Origin of the sequence: Methanoregula sp., from assembly GCF_035543475.1 — an archaeon.
Lineage (GTDB): Archaea > Halobacteriota > Methanomicrobia > Methanomicrobiales > Methanospirillaceae > Methanoregula.
On the sequence record NZ_DATKKA010000019.1, the window covers coordinates 57,258 to 78,881 of the forward strand.

At 54.1% G+C, this 21,624-nt stretch carries 16 protein-coding genes; 14 read left to right on the top strand and 2 right to left on the bottom strand.

Translation table 11 applies throughout. The features are described from left to right. The first annotated feature begins 3 nt into the window (after positions 1–3). From VMS83_RS06490 to VMS83_RS06530, 9 genes are all read left to right on the top strand, one after another. The gene (locus VMS83_RS06490) at positions 4–4,257 is read left to right on the top strand and encodes a PAS domain S-box protein (protein ID WP_325411033.1); all 4,254 of its coding nucleotides are present in this window, start codon (positions 4–6) and stop codon (positions 4,255–4,257) included. 4 nt (positions 4,258–4,261) lie between these two features. Then, positions 4,262–5,212, top strand: a complete 951-nt coding sequence (locus tag VMS83_RS06495; RefSeq protein ID WP_325411035.1) for a response regulator — start codon at positions 4,262–4,264, stop codon at positions 5,210–5,212. 35 nt (positions 5,213–5,247) lie between these two features. Beyond that, positions 5,248–5,652: a response regulator gene (locus VMS83_RS06500; protein WP_325411037.1), complete on the top strand. Its 405-nt coding sequence runs from the start codon at positions 5,248–5,250 to the stop codon at positions 5,650–5,652. Positions 5,653–6,063: 411 nt separating this feature from the next. Further along, complete coding sequence (locus VMS83_RS06505; protein ID WP_325411039.1) at positions 6,064–7,551, top strand: hypothetical protein; 1,488 nt, start codon at positions 6,064–6,066, stop codon at positions 7,549–7,551. 102 nt (positions 7,552–7,653) lie between these two features. After that, on the top strand, positions 7,654–8,319 hold the full coding sequence (locus tag VMS83_RS06510) for a hypothetical protein (RefSeq protein WP_325411041.1): 666 nt from the start codon (positions 7,654–7,656) through the stop codon (positions 8,317–8,319). A 180-nt stretch (positions 8,320–8,499) separates the two neighbouring features. Next, complete coding sequence (locus VMS83_RS06515; RefSeq protein WP_325411042.1) at positions 8,500–9,513, top strand: hypothetical protein; 1,014 nt, start codon at positions 8,500–8,502, stop codon at positions 9,511–9,513. Between the two features lie 45 nt (positions 9,514–9,558). Further along, positions 9,559–10,179 carry a hypothetical protein gene (locus VMS83_RS06520; protein ID WP_325411044.1) on the top strand — a complete coding sequence of 207 codons (621 nt, stop codon included), beginning with the start codon at positions 9,559–9,561 and terminating at the stop codon, positions 10,177–10,179. Between the two features lies 1 nt (position 10,180). Further along, positions 10,181–10,531, top strand: coding sequence for a hypothetical protein (locus VMS83_RS06525; RefSeq protein WP_325411046.1), 351 nt, complete (start codon positions 10,181–10,183; stop codon positions 10,529–10,531). 112 nt (positions 10,532–10,643) lie between these two features. Then, positions 10,644–10,859: a DUF2892 domain-containing protein gene (locus VMS83_RS06530; RefSeq protein ID WP_325411048.1), complete on the top strand. Its 216-nt coding sequence runs from the start codon at positions 10,644–10,646 to the stop codon at positions 10,857–10,859. Positions 10,860–10,941: 82 nt separating this feature from the next. Here VMS83_RS06530 and VMS83_RS06535 read toward each other — a convergent pair whose 3' ends face one another. After that, positions 10,942–11,232: a HEAT repeat domain-containing protein gene (locus VMS83_RS06535; RefSeq protein WP_325411160.1), complete on the bottom strand. Its 291-nt coding sequence runs from the start codon at positions 11,230–11,232 to the stop codon at positions 10,942–10,944. 205 nt (positions 11,233–11,437) lie between these two features. Between VMS83_RS06535 and VMS83_RS06540 the strand changes: the two genes are divergently transcribed. Continuing rightward, on the top strand, positions 11,438–16,891 hold the full coding sequence (locus VMS83_RS06540; RefSeq protein ID WP_325411050.1) for a PAS domain S-box protein: 5,454 nt from the start codon (positions 11,438–11,440) through the stop codon (positions 16,889–16,891). 65 nt (positions 16,892–16,956) lie between these two features. Here the strand turns inward: VMS83_RS06540 and VMS83_RS06545 are convergent, their stop codons facing one another. Beyond that, positions 16,957–19,107 (bottom strand): PAS domain S-box protein, encoded by a 2,151-nt coding sequence (locus VMS83_RS06545; protein WP_325411052.1) that lies wholly within the window; start codon positions 19,105–19,107, stop codon positions 16,957–16,959. A gap of 349 nt (positions 19,108–19,456) precedes the next feature. Between VMS83_RS06545 and VMS83_RS06550 the strand changes: the two genes are divergently transcribed. From VMS83_RS06550 to VMS83_RS06565, 4 genes are all read left to right on the top strand, one after another. Further along, complete coding sequence (locus tag VMS83_RS06550; protein ID WP_325411054.1) at positions 19,457–20,074, top strand: response regulator; 618 nt, start codon at positions 19,457–19,459, stop codon at positions 20,072–20,074. Positions 20,075–20,158: 84 nt separating this feature from the next. Beyond that, on the top strand, positions 20,159–20,572 hold the full coding sequence (locus tag VMS83_RS06555) for a pyridoxamine 5'-phosphate oxidase family protein (protein ID WP_325411057.1): 414 nt from the start codon (positions 20,159–20,161) through the stop codon (positions 20,570–20,572). 117 nt (positions 20,573–20,689) lie between these two features. Continuing rightward, positions 20,690–21,070, top strand: a complete 381-nt coding sequence (gene eif1A / locus VMS83_RS06560; RefSeq protein ID WP_325411059.1) for a translation initiation factor eIF-1A — start codon at positions 20,690–20,692, stop codon at positions 21,068–21,070. A gap of 242 nt (positions 21,071–21,312) precedes the next feature. Beyond that, a complete protein-coding gene (locus VMS83_RS06565) occupies positions 21,313–21,510 on the top strand; it encodes a hypothetical protein (RefSeq protein ID WP_325411061.1) in 198 nt (65 codons plus the stop codon). The last annotated feature ends 114 nt before the right edge of the window (positions 21,511–21,624 follow it).

A 21,624-nucleotide genomic window follows, 5' to 3' on the forward strand; every position in this document is an offset into this window, starting at 1 on the left:
TTCATGAAGGATAGTCGCCCCAAAAAAACGCGGAAAAGACGTTCGAACCCCCTTCACCAACATAAACCTCTGCATTTTCTCATTGTTGAGAATGACCCATCCCATGCCGAACTGATCCGGCGCGGGCTTCTCTCGTATGATAAACCGTACCGGCTGACCGTTGCGACAACGTTGGCCGGGGCCCTGGACCTGATTTCCACCGATCCCCCGGATCTCATGATTCTTAACTGGATCCTCCCTGACGGGAAAGGGGAGGATCTCCTGCCGGAAAACCCGGAAGATCTCCGGTTCCCGGTCATTGTTATGACCGGTTATGGGGATGACGCAACCAGTGCTAACCTCATGCAGAGGGGAGCAGTCGATTATATAACAAAATCCAAGGCTGTCTTCGATGACCTGCCCCATATAACTGAACGTGGGCTCCAGATATGGAAGGGCCTGGAGGCACAGAGAAAACTTGAGCGAAAGCTGAGCACCAGCGAATCCATCCTGCGTGCAATGCTGAATAACCCGATAGAACCCATTGCCCTGATCGATCGGGACGGTACCATACTCGATTTGAATACTACCATGGCAAATCGTCTGGGCATGAATCCGCAAGCCCTGATCGGAACCTGCGCATTCAGTTATTTCACGAAAAATGTTGCAGCGTTACGGCGCCGGTATATTAAAAGAGTTTTCGAGACGGGAAATGCAGTACGCTTCGATGATGAACGCGATGGGATGTGGTATGATAATATTTTCCAGCCGGTCGTGGATCCTACCGGAAAAGTTATACAGGTCGTTGTTATCAGCAGGGATATCACCGAGCGCAAACGGATAGAAGAGACCCGCAGGATGTACGAAGTCCGGCTCAATTCTGCCATGGAGACCGGCAACCTGGCATGGTGGGAGATGGACCTGCCCGGCGGGGAGGTAAGGTTCGATGACCGGAAAGCCGCCATGCTGGGATATTCTCCCGATCGGTTTCATCATTATTCAGATTTTACGGCACTCCTCCACCCGGACGATCTTGAACCAACGATGCAGGCCATGCGCGATCATCTGAGCGGAACGCTGGCACAGTACTACACAGAATACCGTATCCGGTCAGCTGACGGGGAATACCGGTGGCTCCGGGATGTCGGGGGTATCACGAAACGGCATGCCGATGGCACACCGGCAACGGTGACCGGTATCGTCATTGATATTACCCCGGGAAAACATGCAGAGGAATCTCTGCGTGAGAGCGAGGCAAGGTACCGTATCCTGATTGAAGATCTTCCGGACTATGTCATCGTGCACCGGAATGGCGAGCTGTTGTATGTCAACAATGCGGTTTTGCAGTTACTGGGGATTTCCAAAGAAACCCTGCTCCATTCCAATATATTAACATACATCGCTCCGGAATCCCGGGATACCATTCTCAACGCGATAGAAAAACGGGATCAAGGCAGATTCTTGCCACCGTATGTTGCCAAGCTCCTCATACCAGACGGCTCGGTACGCTGGGTGGAGATCCGGGGTTCCAGCATCACCTTTGAGGGAAAACCGGCAAATCTCAATGTCCTGACCGATGTTACCGAAAAAAAATGGGCAGAAAAGGCTATCTTTGAAAGTGAATTGAAATTCCGGACTCTTGCGGATTATACCTTTGGGTGGGAATACTGGATCGGTACCGACGGTGAATTTATTTATAGTTCACCCTCCTGCGAACAGATCTCGGGATACTCACCGGAGGAGTTTTACCATAAGAAAGGTCTCATGGATCAGATCGTATTTCCCGAAGACCGGGAAAAGGTACGGGAATATTTCGAAAAGATATCTGATTCCGGGGATCCTGAAATTGGGACTTATCGCCTCCTGACCAAAGGGGGCGTCACCATTTGGATCGAGAACGTCTGCCGATCTATTCATAGCTCGGAAGGGGAGTATATCGGACTTCGGGGGAGCATCCGGGACATCACCGGGCGCAAACGAACGGAAGAAAACCTCCAAAAGAAACAACATGAGCTCGAAACGGCTCTCGACAAGTTAGCAACAACCGAAGAAGAGATCCGTTATAATTATGACCGACTGGTGGTAAGTCAGGAAGCTCTGAAAAAAAGTGAAACACTGCTCAACGAGACCCAGCATATTGCCAAATCTGGGGGATGGGTGTATGATATTGCCACTCAAAAGGTAACCTGGACAGACGAAGTTTTTCATATTCACGGGGTATCGAAAGATTACGATCCCGGCGACCCTCATACCAATATGAGATTTTATCCTCCTGATGATCAGAAAAAAATAGATCAGGCTTTCCAGGAACTTGTTGAGCGGGGAAAATCCTATGATCTGGAATTGCAGTTGGATACCGCCCGGGGAAAGAGAATATGGATACGTACATTTGGGAAAGCTGAGCGCAGGAAAGGCAAAATCGTCCGCGTTTTTGGCAATATAATGGATATTTCCGAGCGTAAACGGATGGAAAAGGCCCTGCGTGACAGCGAATTGAAATACCGTGAACTGGTAAGTCATATCCCATTTGGTGTCGGGATTGTTACTTTTGACGGTCGTGCTCTTACTTTCAACGATGCAATGTGCCGTATCTTTAGGGCGACTCCCAAACTATTGAAAGACACTAACTCTGTGCTTGCGTATTCTAACCCGGACGAACGTGCCCACTTGTTTAACCGCCTTATAAATGAAGGTGATATTAAGAATCACGAAATAAATCTGAAACGGAGGGACGGCACTTCTTTTGAAGCAAGCCTCAATCTTATCAAGTTTGTCCTCAATGATGAACCCGTCGTCTTCGTTGTAATCGAGGATATAACGGAGAGGAAAAAGGCAGAGCGGGTCCTTCGTGAAAGTGAGACCCGGTTCAAATCACTTTTCCAGAACTCTTCGGACATTATACGGATTCTCGATAAGGATGGGAAAATCTTATTTGAGTCTCCATCATCGGAGCGTATTCTCGGCTATCCACAGGGTACTCTGATCGGGAAGACTGCCATAAATTACATCCACCCGGATGACCGGGAGCGGGTTATTAAGGAGTTCCAGATGGTTGTTGACCGGAAAAACACCGGTGTACCAACAGAGTTTCGTATCAGGAGGGCAGACGGCACATACACATGGGTTGATTCCATTGGTGTGAACCTTCTCGGGGTCCTCGGGGTTGACGGGATCGTTATTACAACCCGGCAGATTGACAAGCGCAAGGAGATGGAAACTACACTCAAGGAGAGCGAGGAACGGTACCGTAACATCTTCAACCTTTCGCCGGTGGGAATCCTCATCTCGGATCCGAAGGGGATTGTCGTGGATGTGAACGATGCCCTGCTGGAGACTTTCAACTATACAAGGGAAGAAATCCTGAAGATAAATTGTTCCGCATTGTATGCTCATCCGGAAGAGAGGGAAAAAATTGTTGAGTCCCTCCTTCACAAAGGAGTGATCAGGGATGATGAGGTGATATACAAACATAACGATGGAAGCACATTCCCCGGAATTTTAAACAGCTCCCGGGTGTTACGGGGGGAAAAAACACTGTTTCAGTCAACTATTATTGATATCACCGACCGCAAACTGATGGAGGAAGAGATCCGGTCATTAAACAGGGCGCTGGAACAACGGGTTGTGCAGCGCACCAATGAGCTCCGCGCATCACTTGAGGAGAAGGAGATCCTCCTCCGCGAGATCCATCACCGGGTGAAGAATAACCTCCAGGTCATTATCAGTATTATCAGGCTCCAGAAACACCAGATTATTGATCCCGGGACGCTCGCTGTCCTTCTCGACAGCGAAAGCCGGGTACGGTCCATGGCACTGGTCCACGAGAAACTCTACCGTTCACAGGACCTGGCACATATCGATATCGGAGACTATCTCAGGACCCTTACCCAGTACCTGTTTACTACCTATTCGATCAACCAGAAACAGGTGACATTCCATGTCGAGATCACTAACCTCGAACTGGATATCAACCGCGCGATCCCGGTCGGTCTTATCCTGAACGAGCTGATCTCCAATTCCTTAAAACACGCATTTCCTCAGGGAAGGGAAGGGAGAATAATGATAACAGGAAAACAGGAAGGAGAAGGCGAGATCGTCCTTTCCATCAGGGATGACGGGACCGGGATGCCGGCTGGTTTTGACTGGCGACACTCTCCGTCCCTGGGAATGCATCTTGTCATGACCCTCACGGAACAGGTTCAGGGAACAATTGACATGGCCGACAGCGAAAAAGGGGTACATTTCATTATCAGGATCCCCGGGGATCCCGGACGGTGACAGAATGCCAAAGGCACGGATACTGATTGTAGAGGATGAATTGATCGTCGCAGAGGATCTCAGCACGACACTGAGTTCTCTGGGCCACGAAGTCGTGGGGATCGCCGGATCCGGAGAACGCGCTATAGAACTGGCCGATGAGAAAAACCCGGAAGTTATTCTCATGGATATTATGCTCAGTGGAAAACTTGACGGTATTGCCACTGCCAATACAATCCACGCGAAACATGATATCCCTGTGATTTATGTCACCGCATACGCTGACGAGGCATTGATCGCACGGGCTAAAAAGACAGAGCCATTCGGTTATATTGTCAAGCCGTTCAATGAACGGGAGGTCCAGTCAAATATTGAAATTGCACTTTACCGTCACAAGATGGAACAGGATATCAAAAAGCGCGATGCAATCCTGTTTGCTGTCGGTTCCGGTATAGAATGGTTCCTCCGGGAGTTTGCCAGCAGCCATAAAATCCTTCCCGGAAAATCTGCCAATACATCCAGACCGCCGGGGTATTACCCCATACTTGAAAGCATCGGGAGCGCCATGAACCTTTACCGGATTGCGGTTTTCCGCTATGATACCCATGATGCAAAAACAATGACCCTAAACGGTGAATGGACATCCACGGGGTCTGCTTCGCTGATCAATGCGCCCCATGTTGAAAAGATCGATCCGATCCGGTTCGGGCTAGCATCCCGACTTGCAGAACTTAAGCAGGGTCGTCCGGTCATTATCAGGATTGACGATTTTGATTCGGCAATGAAAAAGATCTTTGCCTCATACCGGTTTGCAAGTATGGCTGTCTTCGAGATCCAGGTTCATGAAGAGCCATACGGTCTGGTCTTCTTTATCGATAAAGAAGATCGCTCTTGGCCGTCAGAGGAGATTGAGGCCATGCGCATCGCGACAAACATTCTCGGGAGTGCCATGGGTCTCTCTGCAAAAAATGACTAAAATGCGGTTTACAATGGACTAAAAGGAGGATATGCATGGAAAAGATTGCAGTAATCGACGATGACCCTTCCATTGTTGAAGTTTTTTCGGACATGCTCACGGCATTCGACTTTCAGCCCTCCCCCTACCTTAACCCCGTGGAAGCTCTCGAGCGTATTCCCGGGGAAAAACCGCTTCCGTCACTCATTCTGCTCGACCTGATGATGGTTCCTATAACCGGACTCCAGTTCCTGGAAGAACGGAGAAAAAACGAGACCCTGAAAGCAATACCGGTTTTTATCGTATCGGCCTGGGATCTCCCTGAAGATGATCGCAAACGATTTGGATCAGAAATCTCGTGCGTGATCAGGAAACCGATTCTCCCAAAGGATCTGGTAAATCTTATCCGTACCAAACTGGACCGGGGAATTGAACATAAATCCGGGGCGGACTCTGCATAATCAGTTTTGATGTTCCGCAAAAATGCCTATGTTCCTGGACCTGCTAAAATGCGGATGGGTGTAAAATTCTGTTCCACACCAGCATAAAGACGACACGATCTTTGGTATTACAGGACTTAATGCCGTTTTGCGGGATCGTGTAGAAATTGCCCTTTGGATAATTGGCTATTCATTAAAATCCAGCCGGATTCTCCCGGCAAACTTCTATCCCGACTGGCGCCATAATTCGTTCCTTTCTTCATTGAGGGTAAATACCTGCCTGTGGAGGGCGGTGGTGCCGGAACGGGATGCATGAACCGAAACTCTCCCGGAAAATACCGGGAGGGAAAATTTGAGATCCCGACAATGCACCAGCCCCCTCTCCGATTCCTTAAAATATCATAAGGGAGTAAGCCTCGGTGAGGGGTCATTATGCAGAAACAAAACGTTTCCCGCTCTCCCCCATGGGGTTATGCCGGCCTCATTCTTGCCGTCATGGTACTGCTGCTCATGGCAAATCCCGTATCTGCAGGATCGGGTGAGACCGGGCCCACCGATGTTTCCATCTCCGTAACCGTCCAGCTGCAGGTCGGGGAAAAAGGGACCGGGACCCCGGTCCCCCAGGTTTCGGTGTACCTGGATGGCAGTCTCGTGGGTACCACGGATAACTCCGGGTCCATCACCCTCTCCAAAGTTGTGGTACGGACACACATCCTGAAACTGACAAAGAGCGGGTACCTTGACTATAGCGCGTCCTTTACCCCCAGCTGCAACCCGGGGTCCTGCCCGTCAACGGAAGTGCATGTGCTCAACGTGATGGTCTCTACCATCCCGACCACGGTCGTGGTGACCCCGACCGGGAGCACAACGCGGGTAGTGACGCCCTTCCCGACCACCATTCACGTAACGCCTTCGCCTTTGGTGACTCACAATACCGGGACAACAAAAACCTGCACAGACCCGGATTACCCGTACTACAACAGTAACGACGGGCGGTGTTACACCATCCCCTGTTTCGATACAAATTATCCGTATTACAATCCGACCGACGGGAAATGTTACGCCACTCCCTGCCTCGATCCCAATTACCCCGATTACAATCCGGGCGACGGGAAGTGCTACGCATCGACCACCTGCTCGGACCCCACGTACCCGTACTACAACAGCGACGACGGGAAGTGTTACACCACTCCCTGTTTCGATACAAATTATCCGTACTACAACAGTGACGACGGGAAATGTTACGCGACCCCCTGTTCCGATCCCGAGTACCCCACCTACAACCCGGCTGACGGGAAATGCTACGCATCGACAACCACCTGTTCAGACCCGGGTTACCCGTATTACAACAGTAACGACGGGAAGTGTTACGCCACTCCCTGTTTCGATCCGAATTATCCCACCTACAACCCGACCGATGGGAAATGTTACGCATCCACGAGCTGTTCAAACTCCGCCTATCCGTATTACAACAGCAATGACGGGAAGTGTTATTCCACGCCCTGCTTCGATGCAAATTACCCGTATTATTACAACGGGCAGTGCAATGCCTGCGAGAACGGGTACAGCCAGTACTCAACAAGCGGTGGCAACTGCTGCCCTGACGGGTATCCCTACTATTACAACGGGCAGTGTCATGCCTGCGAGAGCGGGTACGGCCAGTACACGACAAGCGGCGGCAACTGCTGTCCGGCCGGGTATCCCTACTATTACAACGGACAGTGCAATGCCTGCGAGAGCGGGTACGGCCAGTACACAACAAGCGGGGGATACTGTTGCCCGGACGGGTACCCGTATTATTACAACGGACAGTGTCACGCCTGCGAGAGCGGGTACAGCCAGTACTCGACAAGCGGTGGCGCCTGCTGTCCTGACGGGTATCCTTACTATTACAACGGGCAGTGCTGGAACCAGCCATAGTGCGGGAAACACGGCAGGATCATTTTTCCTTTTTCCGGGGCCGGAAAACCCATCGATCCATTAAAATATTTTAAGAGAGTAAGCCCCGGTGAGGGGTCGTTCGTGCAGAAACAGAAATTCTCCCGCTTCCCCCGGTGGGGTTATGCCGGCCTCACCGGTGCCGTTATCGTACTGCTGCTCATGGTAAGTCCCGTATCTGCCATTACTGACGTGTCCTCGGTCATATCGGTCCAGCTGCAGATCGGACAAACCGGGACCGGGACTCCCGTCTCCCAGGCTTCGGTGTACCTGGACGGTACTCTTGCAGGTACCACTGATGACTACGGGTCCCTTACCATCCCCGGTGTTGTGGTAAAAACGCACACCCTGAAATTTTCAAAGAGCGGGTACCAGGATTACACCACGTCTTTTACCCCCACGTGCAACCCGGGTTCCTGCCCGTCTCCTGAGGCGCATGTTTTCAACGTGATGGTGCCTGTCCAGCCAACCCCGGCACAGGTGGGCACAACCCCGGCAACAAGTCCGGATGCAAACGTCCAAAGTGGCGTAACACCCCAGGCCTACCGGACCCAAGCCGCAAGCACGCCCGCAAACGGATTCCAGAATGGCGTGACCCCGCAGGCGTACAGGACGCAGGGCGGGTCCGTCACCCCGGGGGGAGTGGCAGGGCAGCAGACCACTGCCGGGACTCTGGCGATCACCCCGGTCATCGCCCTTGTCCTGATCGCGGGGATCGCCGTGATCCGCCGGGGCCGGAACTCCCGGTAAGCGTATTTTGTTCCTGCATGCCCGGCGGATGAAGGGTTCTGCCTCACGGGAAGGCACGAGGCAACCGGAAATTATTTTCTCTTCGTTAACGCGAATATCCACGTTGTAAGCGGGGTGCCGGCCTGAGGGCACGCACACCCTATCCTTTTTTGTATCCGCCACCAAACGTCACGTAGTACCATGACGGTGGAACGGGACGACCCCGGCCAACACGCTGCAGGACCGGGAGACCAGCACAGGGACAGGAAGATCATTTCCGGCATCCGGAAACACGGCGTACTTGCCGGTGTCATTCTCGTGGCGGTGATAACTGTCTCCCTGCTCCTGCTGGCATTGTATCCCGGCACCGGCACCTCACCCCAGGCATGCGGCGAAAAGGTCATCGGGTACATCAACGCAAACCTCGTCCCCGCGGGTACGAGTGCAACCCTCGTCTCCGTATCGGAAGAGAAGGGTGTGTACCTCATCAAAACCGCGTACCAGTCGCACGAGATCGATACCTACGCCACAAAGGATTGCACCCTGTTGTTTAACGGCGGTACTGCCCTGACCTCCTCACCGGCAGGTCCGGCCGGCCCGGGACCGGCACCGGTGATCTCCGCCCGGCCGGAAGTGGAATTGTTCGTGATGTCCCTGTGTCCCTACGGGACGCAGGCCGAGGCCGCGATGGCACCGGTGGTCCGGCTCCTGGGGACGACCGCGGATTTCCACGTCAGGTACCTTGCAACGGTGGGAGATGCCACCAGTGCCGCCCCGGTACAGTCGCTGCACGGCCCGGCCGAAGCGGCAGAAGATCTCCGGCAGGCCTGTATCCAGTCCCATGATCCTTCGCTCTTCTGGACATACCTGGAAAACTTTGATGCGCAGTGCTATCCCACAGGGCAGGACAGTACGGCCCTTGTGAGCTGCGGGAACCAGACCGCCCGGGACCTGGGGATTGATACCGGAGACATTACGACCTGCGCCCGGGGCGATGAGGGGTTGTCGCTGCTCGGGGCCGATGAGAACCAGTCACTCCGGGAAAATGCCGACAGTTCGCCAACCCTGCTCATCAACGGAGTACCCTACCAGGGTGCCCGGACGCCGGATGCGTACAGGCAGGCCATCTGCCGCAGCTACGCGGTCGCGCCCCCTGCATGCAACACTACGCTTGCCGCCCCGGTGGTTACCGGCAGCGGGGCCGCGTGTGGATGAAAGGATTAACGTCCCCTGCCGGCAATTGTCTGTCTGGGAAAGACCGTGACACGACAGAGAACCATGGCATACAAGATGAGACTGGCGGGAGTGTTAGCGATCCTCGCGGTGTTCGCCCTTGTTATTCTTCCTCCCGCAACCGCCGACTCCCCCCCGCCCGTGACCACCCTGACCGTGAATTTCGAACAGAATTCGGTCCCGGTGAACGATACCATCCAGTTTACCCTGAACTGCTCTGCATATGAATGCGGAACCGGGGGCTGCGAAGAGGGAGAAGCAGTCAACGGCTATGGGGATGTCTACTCCATCACGGCAGTATGCCCGTCATCCGGGTGTTTCATGACGGAATACCGGTACGAGGATTACCCGAGCCTGACCTCCTGCGATTTTACCGGCGAAATGAAAGGCGAACAGATGGTGATCCTCAACCTGGCCCATCCCTTCTCCTGTACCTCGTTTAACGGGAACTCCCGGTCATGCGATCTCCATATAAATCTCGCATCCGCCACCATCACGCATCCCGGAACACCGGCAATAAATGCCACGCCCCTTCCGGACAATGCCGGTGTGGTCGTGATGTCAACCCCGCAAGGACCAGCGCAACCGGAAAGCCTGCTGGATAGCATCCTGTGCTTTTTCAAAACGGTATTTGGCGGGACCTGTTAGGATGATCTACCCGTCCCTGTTTTTTCTTGCCTTAGGAATAAACTGTCTTGTTGAGATCCCCATCCTCTGGTTTTGTCTTCGCACGGTCCTGAAAATGCAGAACGTCCCGGTCACCCGGATCGTGTTTACCGGGATTCTTGCAAATGCGCTCTCCCTTCCGTATCTCTGGTTTGTACTGCCCTCATTTTTGGGAGGAACGTACTTTCTCCCCATCGGTGAACTCATCGTGATTGCGATCGAGGGCGTTGTCCTGAACCAGCTCTTGCGGACACGCCCGGGAACCTCGCTTGCCCTATCAGCGGTCATGAACACCGTATCGTTCCTTGCCGGCTGGTGGGTTGTGAACCTCTGACGGGCCGCAGGCAAAAAGGGCCGGACGGTATTCCCCTTTGCAGGGGTGCTCTCGCACGATATCGCTATGTTTTTATCCCGCCCTGCCAATCCCGTCAGCTGAGGTGAGAAGGTTGAAGATTGGTGAAAAAAATGTCGGAATGATCGACCGGATCGTCAGGATCGTTCTCGGGATTGTGCTTCTTGCAGTATTTGCCCTCAACGTGGTCGCAGCGCCGTGGTCATATCTCGTTGCACTCATCGGGTTGATCGCACTTGTAACCGGGGCTGTCGGGACCTGCACGTTATATTCCGTTCTGGGAATAAGCACGCAAAAAAAGCAGGCGTAAAAAAGGCTGTTCTGCCACAAAGAAGAAAGCGGCGTTCACGAGGTAGTGCCAGGTACCCCATGCGTATTTTGCCGGATCCGCATCACGTTTTTTCCAGGTCCCGGGCCATCGCCTCTTTGATCATGTCCATTGCTTCCCGGATGGTTTCCCGGGCATCCTCCCGCTCGATCCGGTAGAGTTTCTGCAGGGGGGCAAGGGCCCGGGGATCCCCGAGCATGCCCAGCGCCCAGGCCGCTTTCAACCGTACCCGTGCATCGTCGTCCCACAGGGTGTCGATCAGTGGCTGCACGGCCCCGGGGTCTCCCAGTCTTCCTAACGATTCCGCCGCCTGCCACCGCGTCCCTTCATTATCGTCAAGGAGTCGTTCGATCAGGCCTTCAAGGGTACTGGACGTTTGTCATCACCTTCTCTGGGAGGTTGTTCCTGTCCGGGGGCAGGAAGCCTTCATGATCCCGGAAGCACCATGGCGTACTTCATTTTTCCCGTTGGATGCTTCCGGTTTATCAGGATTGCCAAAAAAAATACTCTTATTAAGTTCTTGGTAGAGCAATATCCATCATCATACACCTGTCCCTGTCATGTATTCCGTTCTCTATGTCGACGATGAAGCCGGGCTGCTTGAGATCGGCAAACTCTTCCTTGAGCAGAGCGGGCACTTTTCTGTCGACACGATTGTCTCCGCACCAGCCGCACTTGCCCTGATGAAGGAGAAGACCTACGACGCCATCATCTCGGATTACCAGATGCCGGTGATGGATGGCATTGAATTTTTAAGAAAGGTCAGGGCTTCGGGAAACATCATCCCGTTTATCCTTTTTACCGGGAGAGGACGCGAGGAGGTGGTCATCCAGGCGTTAAACGAAGGCGCCGATTTCTATCTCCAGAAAGGCGGGGAACCGGTGTCGCAGTTCGCCGAACTCGAGCACCATGTCATCCAGGCCGTGAAACGAAAACAGGCCGAGAACGATCTGGCGAAAAGTGAGGACAAATACCGCCGGATTGTCGATACCGCGGACGAGGGTATCTGGCAGATGGATGAGAAGTTTGACACGGTTTATGTAAACCGGCGCATGGCGGAGATGCTCGGGTACACTGCAGAGGAGATGCAGGGCAAAAATCTCCTGTTGTTTGTTGCAGCCGAAGACCTGCCGGATCAGGCCGCCCGTCTGGAGGAACGCAGGCAGGGGAAGAGCGGGCGGTACGAGCGCCGCCTTGTACAAAAAGACGGGAGTATCCGGTGGATGCAGGTATCTGCAACCCCCCTCATGGACCCGCAGGGCAGGTTCGCGGGGTCCTTTGCCATGTATTCCGATATCACGGAACGTAAATCTGCAGAGATGGAGAGTGCCCGCCGCAACGAGGACCTCCAGACCGCGTATGAACAGCTGACGGTGACCGAAGAAGAGCTCAAGCAGAATTATGACGAACTGGCAAAAAGCCAGCGCCTGCTCCAGGAAAGCGAGAAGCAGTACAGGAACGTGGTTGAGGACCAGACCGAATTTATCTCCCGGTTTTTGCCGGACGGAACCCATGTTTTCGTCAATGAAGCGTATTGCCGGTATTTCGGCATGCAGCGCGACGAGCTCCTCGGGCACCGGTTCAGGCCGGAAATCCCGGTCGAAGACCGGGAGCGTGTGGACCGGTTCTTTGCTTCCCTGACCGTGGATCATCCGGCCGGTACTATCAAGCACCGGGTTATCATGCCGGATGGCACCCTGCGGTGGCACTGGTGGAGCGACCGGGCCATCTTCGATCTGTCAGGGACGGTTGCCGAATACCAGTCGGTAGGCCGGGATATTACGGAAGAAAAGATCACAGAGATCGCATTGGAAGAGAGCAAGCGCCGCAACGCCGCCATGATCGCTGCGATGCCCGACCTTCTTTTTGTGATCGCACGTGACGGAACCTGTCTCGATTTCCAGGCAGCAGACACGAACCTTCTGGCCCTGCCGCCCTCCCGGATCATCGGAAGGAATCTGTTTGACGCCGGCTTTGATGAGGATGCAAAAAAGGCGGTCCTTCATGCAATATCAGCAGCAATTGAGACCGGTGCCCTCCAGCAGGTCGAATACAAACTTTCTGTGCCTGCCGGCACCTCCTGGTTCGAGGCAAGGATCGTCCGGCTTACTGCCGACCGCGTCCTTGGCATCGTCCGGGACATCACCGCCCGGAAGGCAGCGGAAGAGGAAATCAGGGATGCCTGCGATAAACTGGAAGACCGGGTAAACCAGCGGACGGCCGACCTGAGTGCTGCCAACCAGATGCTGGAAGAGGAGATCGAGACCAGCAGGCAGATCGGTTCCGCATTGAAGGAAAGCGAGGAGCGGTTCCGGACATTGATCGAGAAAGCCCCCGAGGCAATCCTTGTTTTTGACATGGATCTCGACCGGTACGTGGAGGCGAATGCAAAGGCCGAACAGTTGTTCGGGTGCAGCCGCCAGCAGTTGTTCGATGCCGGTCCCCAGCAGTTCTACCTGCCTGACCAGTCCGACGGCCGGCCATTCCGCGAAACCGTCCCTGAACACCGCAGACAGGTGATGGAGGGCGCAGAGCTCGTGTTTGAACGGCGTATCCGGAACGCCCGGGGCGAAGATCGCGTTGTTGAAGTACGGCTTGTGCGCCTGCCCTCATCCACAAAGAGGCTCATCCGGAGCAGTTATATCGATATCACCGATCGCAAACGGGTCGAAGAGTTACTCAGGGAGAGCGAAGAGCGGTATCGCACCATTGTCGAACAGGACTACCGCAGCATCCTGGAAAACATGCAGGATATTTTTTACCGGACCAACCGGAAAGGAGACCTTATCCTTGTCAGCCCTTCCGGGGCTGCACTCCTCGGGTATGCGGGGACAGAGGAGATGATTGGCCGGCCTGCCGCGGAATTTTATGCCGATCCGGTACAGAGAGAAGCCTTCCTTGCGGCCCTCGAAAAAAACCAGTCGGTCGCAAACAGGGAGGTCACCCTCAAAAGAAAAGACGGCACACCGGTCACGGTCTCGACGAGCAGCCATGTCTATAAAGATGCCAGCGGGAACTATGCCGGGGTGGAGGGGATCCTCCGGGATATTACCCCGTTAAAACAGGCCGGGGAGGCCCTGCGGGAGAGTGAGTCCCGGTACCGATCCATCCTCGATGCCATTCCCGATGTTGTTGCAATAACGGATCTCCAGGGAGTGATCCGCCAGGTCTCCCCCGCGGTACAGAAAATTTTTGGCTATGGGCAGGAGGAGATCCCCGGTAAGCCCATTGTCATGTTCCTTGTCCCGGAAGACCGGGAGCGTGCCGGGGCAAATATCGCGCTGATGCACAAGGGAGTTTTTACCGGTCCGGGGGAATACCGTGCACTGCGGGCTGACGGGAGTACGCTGGATATTATCGCTAACGCCGAATTTGTGAGGGATACTGCAGGAAATCCCACCGGCATGGTGTTCGTTGTACACGATATCACCGAACGCAAGCGGATGGAAATTGCGCTCCGGGAAAACGAGGGAAAATACCAGTCAATTATTGAGGCGTTACCCGATGCGGTCAGCGTTGTCGACAAAGATTTTCATGTGACCTTTGCCAATGCCAATCTCCTGTCATGGCTGCATGAAATAGGGCAAAACAATGACATTATCGGAAAAACGATCCTCGATGCATTCCCCTTCCTTTCATCCGCCGTCCTGGATGAGTATCGCACGGTCTTTTTGAAGGGAAAAATTATCGTCACCCAGGAGTCTGCCCGAATCGGCGATACGGAGATTGTGACCGAGACCCATAAGATCCCCATCGAAGAGAATGGGAAAGTAGTTGCAGTCCTTGCCATTATCCGGAACATCACCGAACGCAAGGAGGCGGAGAATGCACTCCGGGCAAGTGAAGACCGGTACAGGCACCTGATTGAGACCACCGGCACCGGCTATGTTATCCTGGATACGGAGGGGAAAGTCATTACGGCAAACGATGAATACGTCCGGCTTACCGGCCGGTCATCACTTGCCGATATAACGGGGAAACCGGTGACCGAATGGACTGCCCCCTATGATCTCACGAGGAATGCCGCAGAGGTTGAACAGTGCCTCAGGAAGGGACGGACATGGGGGTTTGAGATCGATTATCAAAAGCCGGACGGTACCATCCAGCCCATAGAAATCAATGCAACGGTTGTTTCCTCCGCAAACGGGCTGACCATCCTGACCCTCTGCCGGGACATCACCGGGCGCAAGCGGATGGATGAGGCACTAAGGGAGAGTGAAGACAGGTTCCGGAAGATCTTCGAAAACAGTCCCCTGGGTATGGTCCTTGTTACGCCGGATTTCCGGTTTTTTGCGGTCAACCCGGCATGGGCATCCATGACCGGATATTCAGAAAAAGAACTGCTGGATATGTCATTTAAGGATATCACTCACCCGGAACATCTCGACAGTGATCTTGTGCACATACAGGAACTGGCGGCAGGAACGATTCCGGCATATAATACTGAAAAACGGTATATCAGGAAAGACGGCAGTATCCTCTGGGGATTGGTCCGGATCATGTCCATCCGCGATCAACAGGGTTCCCTTAAGTACTTTGCTGCCCAGATCGAGAACATCACCGAACGCAAAGCGGCTGAGGAGGCACTCCGGGAAAGTGAGGCCCGGTTAAGACGTGCAGAAGAGATCGGCAGGTCAGGCAGCTGGGAGTTCCGGCTCAATGAAGGTACGGTCGAGGCTTCCCGCGGGGCACGTCTCCTGTATGGCCTGGGAGAAACGCAATGGACCATTGAAAAAGTCCAGATGATTCCCCTTCCCGGGTACCGTCCTCTCCTCAATGCTGCCTTACGGGACCTGATCGCTGGAAAATCTCCCTACAAGTCAGAGTTCAGGATCAAAAGGCCGTCCGATGGAGCGGTCCTGGACATCCAGTCCGTCGCGGAGTACGATCCGGAACGCAACGTTGTCTTCGGTGTCATTCACGATATTACCGAACGCAAGCGGGCGGAGGCGGCCCTCAGGCTAAGCGAGGAGAAGTTCCGGGGCATCTTTGACACAATAAATGATGGGATTCACATTCACGAGATTATGCCCGACGGGAAGCCGGGAAAATTTATTGAGGTAAACGAAGCCGCCTGCAGGATGCTTCAATATACGCGTGAAGAGCTGCTAAAGTTCGGGCCTCTTGACATTGTTACTGAATACCACAGCCGGCCTTTCAATGACATAATCGCAGAACTGTCTGCAACAGGCCAATCGATTTTTGAGACCGGACACCGGAGAAAGGATGGAACTATTGTTCCGGTCGAGATCAATTCCCATGTGGTTACACTTCAGGGGAAAAAGGTGGGTGTAACAATGATCCGGGACATCAGCGAACGCAAGAGGGCTGATGAGGCGCTCCGCCAGGTAAACCGGAAACTCAATCTTCTCTCCAGTGTCACCCGACACGATATCAACAACCTGTTGACCCTACTGCAGGGCTACCTCCACCTGATGGAAAAGAACCGGTCCGAGCCCGCATTTGCCGAGTATTTCGGGAAAGTGAAAACCACCGTGGAGCGCATCTCTGCCAATATCACGTTTACCCGGGAATACGAAGAGATCGGTATCAAAGCCCCACTCTGGCAGGATTGCCGCGCTCTCGTTGACATGGCGGTAACGAAAGCCAACGTGGGAAAGATCAGCGTGATAAACGATCTCCCCGGGGGAACTGAAATATTCTCCGACCCGCTGGTGGAGAAGGTCTTCTCTAACCTGATCGACAATGCTCTCCGGCATGGCGGGGGGAATCTGACACACATCCGGTTCTTCTCCAAAAAAGCCGGTAATACTCTTATTCTCATCTGCGAGGATGACGGGGCCGGGATCAGCAGCGGGGATAAAAAGCGCATTTTCGAGAGAGGATTTGGGAAAAATACCGGCCTTGGCCTCTTTTTGTCCCGCGAGATCCTCTCGATTACCGGAATTACCATTTCCGAGACCAGCAAGCCGGGTAACGGCGCCCGGTTCGAGATGGTGGTGCCAAAAGATATGTACCGCCTTGCCGGAGTGCAGGAAGAAACGGGAAAGTAAAAAACGGCTGCGGGGATTTTCTCCGGGGAAAACAGCCCCTGCGGGATATGTACCCGAAGGGTTGCTTACGCGGTTTTGAACCGGTACCCGCCCCGGGGGATCGTAATCTCGAACCGTGAGCCTTTGCCCGGGACCCCGTTCTCCCGTATGGTCATCTGGGTGATGGAGAGGATCTCGCGGGCAAGGAACAGGCCGTAGTCTCCCGGTTTCCGAAACCCGCGTTCGAAGATCATTTCCTTGTCATTTTGGGGGATGCCTGCCCCGTTATCTTCGATAAGGAGGACAAGACCGGCGGGAGACTCCTCGTAACGGAGGGTCACCTCTGTCACGTGTTCCCCGTACAGGGTAATGGCCTGCAGGAGAGAGAAAAACGCCCGTTCCAGCAGGGGGTCTGCATAGATCTCAAGGGACCCAAGGGAACTCCTGCGGGTGATGGTGCGGAAGTCCAGGTGGGAGATTGCGTAAATGAAGACTTCTTCGGCGTTTACCCAGAGTGGGGGCCGAAGCCCCATATTCTGGTAATCCTCGGCAAACGCAAGGGTATCTCCCATTGCCCGGATCAGTGCCTCCTCTTTTTCGAAATACGCAGATTCCTTCCCTTTTGTCCCGGTACTTTTTTCCAGGTCGAAATAGCCAAGCAGGGTAAAGGCCTGGCTTTTGAGATCCTGCGTGGTGAGGGTGTTGAGGATATGCAGTTTCCTGCGGGCAAGGTCGAGTGCAGCCCCGGTCCGGTACCGTTCGGTGATGTCCAGCGCTGAGGTCAGCACGTACGTCTTCCCGCCAATCTCCAGGAGCTCAAGGCTGACGAAAAGAACCGGGTTCTCAAGGGTTTTCGTGCGGTAGGTGGTGATCTCCCGGTTCCGGATATGCCCTTTCTTCCGGAGCTCGGCATACAGGCCGGCGCGTACCCCGGGATCGAGACTGATCCCCAGTTCATCGGAGTTCTTCCCGATCACGTCCTCGCGGTTAAACCCGTACAGGGTAAGCCATGCAGAATTCACATCCACAAAATTTCCGTTTTGGGCGTCACAGAGGGAGATGGCGATCGGGGACTGCTCGTAAATAATCGAAAATTTCCTCTCGCTTTCCCGGAGTTCTTCCTCCAGGCGCTTTTGCCCGGTGATATCGATAGAGATTCCCCCGAGAAGCACCGGCTTTCCCTCAATGCGGAGGGGAAATTTTATGGTTTTGAAGGTGCGCATGACGCCGTGAGAGTCCGTCACGTTTTCCTGGATCTCAAGGGGGCCTTCTGCAAGGGCTTTCCTGTCGTCATCAGCCATCTGCAGCCCGGTCTGCCCGTCAACCAGTTCGGGAGTGTTCTTTCCCTCCCAGTCATGGATACCCAGCAGGTCCTGGAGATAGGGATTGACATACAGCGTCTGCCCGGTGCCGCTCTTGACAAAAGCGGCAGCCGGCAGACGGGACATAAACTCACGGAACCTCTCCTCGCTGTCCCGTAATTTCCGTCCGGCTTTCTTTTGCTCGGTGATATCCTGGATCACACCCAGTACCTTTACCGGGGTGCCGGTCTCGTCACGGACCATTTCCCCTACAGACCGGACGATCTTTGTACCGGAGCCGTCTGCTGCCGTGATGGTCATCTCGATATCGTACGGCCTCTTTCCTGCAAGAAAATCTTCCCGTGCCTGGATGACCGTGTCCCTGTCGGTGGTGCAGGCGTCCACCTTATCAACAGGAATATCACCTGCAGGAGAGGGGACAAGACCGTATATCCGGTACGCTTCATCGGATCCCCACAGCCTGTTCTTGCGCAGGTCAATTTCCCAGCTCCCGATATGCGCAACGGTCTGGGATCGTTGCAGTCTCTGCTCATCATTTTTGAGGTTTTTCTCGCTCTCTTCCAGATCGCTCGTCTTTTTCCGGAGGGCAAGCGAGAGATACGTGATGATCGCGGCGATCGCAATAAAAAAGATTACGCGTTCAAGGGCACCTTCGATGAGAACAGGGTCCCGGCTAAACTGCGCGAAGAGGTCAAAATAGGCCAGGGATACCAGGACAGAAATTACAAATCCCCGTTTTGCATAAAAAAAACAGAAGAGGATGATGGGGAAATAAAAGAAGTTCTGGTAGACGGAATAGAGCCCGTTTTCAAACGAGACAATGCTTACCGCAATGCAGAAGATGGTGAGCACTACCCCGGCAATCCAGGGGGCATTTTTCCGGATAGCCTGTTGCGAAAATGCCTGGACGTCCATGTTCACATACTCCTGCCTTCCTGCCGGAAACAACCGCTTTCCTTCCCGGGGAGTCCCCCGGCCCGGCACCACCGGGGCCGGAGATCCCGTTTGCGGGGATGTTTCCCGGAATTAATCCTACATTGTGTGACCGGGGATTTAAACCGATTGTCTGTGACCACCTCTGAGGTGCCGGGCGGTGGTACGCACGGGGGATTGTACGGGAGGAAAAACCCGGACAAAAACGCTTCCCTGGAAAATCCTTTTTTGTCGTGTGGCCGGTTTCAGGGATGAAATTAAAAACCGAGGGTTCATCTGTCCTGACGTTTGATCCTGATCAGTACCAACACATCAACAAAAGGTGACACAGATGCACACAATTCTCGTGGTGGACGATCATCGTGCTGTCGCTGATGTATTTGTAGAGATGCTGGAACACGGAGGGTACCGCACCTTTGCCGCCTATGGGGGGGAGGAAGGTCTCGAAACCCTCAAAACAGTTACCCCGGACCTTATCCTCCTCGATATCATGATGGAACCACGAGACGGCTGGGAGGTACTGGAAACGATCAAAAAGGATGCGGCCACGGCATCGACCCCGGTCCTCATGCTCACCTCAAAACAGCTGACTCCTGCCGAAATGGAGAAGTACGGCGATGCAATCGAGGATTATGTCCTTAAGCCGGTCACCGACTTTGAGCTGTTTTCTGCGATCGAGCACGTGCTCCAGCGCCGGCAGGCGATCCGGTCCAACGTGGACCGGGCCACCCGGGAGGGTATTGACAGCGAGATTATCCGGGAATATGCCCTTCTTGTGCGGAGCATCGATATCAACAAGCGGTTCCTGAATATTTTCGAGACCCGGTATAATCTCAATAACTCGTTTTCCACCTCGAATGACAGTATCGGCCAGGCGCTCAAAAACCTGGATGCCACAATAAGGGTCCAGAAAACCCGCCTCCAGGAGATCGAGGCCAGAATCCGGTGACAGACCGGGGTTTTTCCCCCGGCAGGTCGCATCCCTCCCTCCTCTACCCGCACCTTTATGGGATCCGGGAGGATATTGACCACCATGCCACTCAAAGAGCAGATCCTGGAAGTCATCAGTGGCCCTCATGTTGCCGCTGTTGCAACGCTGGACGGCAAACACCCGGCGGTCCGGTTCATGGTGCTTGCCGGCATGCCTGACATGACCCTGGTCGGGGCGACGATGAAGGCCTCAAAAAAGGTCGGGCAGATCCAGAAAAACCCTGACGCAGCCCTTGCCATCTGGTCGGGAAAGGAATACTCCGATCCGTACGTGGAGATTGTGGCAAAAGGCAAGGTCCACGATGATATTGCCACGAAAAAAAAGTACTGGAACCCGATGCTCGAACAGCACTTTAAGACACCGGAGAATCCTGATTTCGTGGTGCTCGTGTTCACCGCGGGCGAGATCACCTACCACGGAAAGAACATGTCGAGCGTGGACGTCTGGAAACGCTAAAAAACCATCCCTGTTTTTTTGTAAACGCCGTCCTTTTGCAACGCCTTGACCGGAAGCCCCGGATGCCCTGCCGTACCTTCCCGTTTTCCCCGATGCGCCCCCATCCATACCTTCATCATGCTACACGCCATTAATTCTACATCTCCCGGAGATGTTTGCATTAATAATCATGGAAAAAAACCTGGCAGTTCCGATGGTCAACCTGAATTCAATCCCGATGGGACACCGGTTGTCCGTATACGGCTGCCTAAAAAGCGGCTCAATGAGCAGTTCGCCCGCGCCGACCTGATGATGGGCGCAAACCATATCCGTGTCCAGTGCCATGATGGCATCGAACGGATGGGCAGGATCAAGGGCAAGATCAAGAAACGCGCCTGGATCCGCGAAGGCGACATCCTGATTGTCGCTCCCTGGAGTTTCCAGGACTCAAAATGTGATATCCTGTACCGGTACCTGCCTCCCCAGACAGTCTGGTTACGGAAGAACAATTACCTGTAACCCCTTTTTGGGGCACAGATCTTTTTTTTGGATTTTGCACCTGTTACCGTGCATCATTCTATCTGCCGGGAGAGCGAAGACTGTACGCACGCTTAACCGTTTTGCCCTCCGGGAATTATTCGAAGGAACCCGTTTTTCCGGCATCCTGGCTCTTTTGCAGAACGTTTTTTGATCGCAAAAACCCGTGACTCCGCAGAGCAGCAGGGAGCCGGGCCAGAGGAATACCTGCAAAAACCCGGATCATGAAAACCCTGAAAGTTTATCCTGAAGCAGAGGGCACCCGGACCGGATACACGATCCTGTATACCTGCCCCTCCTGCATGACCAAGAGCACCATTGTCAACAGCTCGCCCCGGGACCATTTTAAAAACGCACGGATTGTCTCCTGCCGGCACTGCCGGATACGCGTTACCGTGCTGACGCCCGGGAGGGGAACGTAAAAGGCTATCCCGGCCCGGGCCCGTTTCCCGCCGGCAACGGTTGATCCGGTACTTTTTCCCGTAATCTCCCGGTCCGGTACTTCAGCCGGCGCTCGCGGGACAGCACTTTACCTA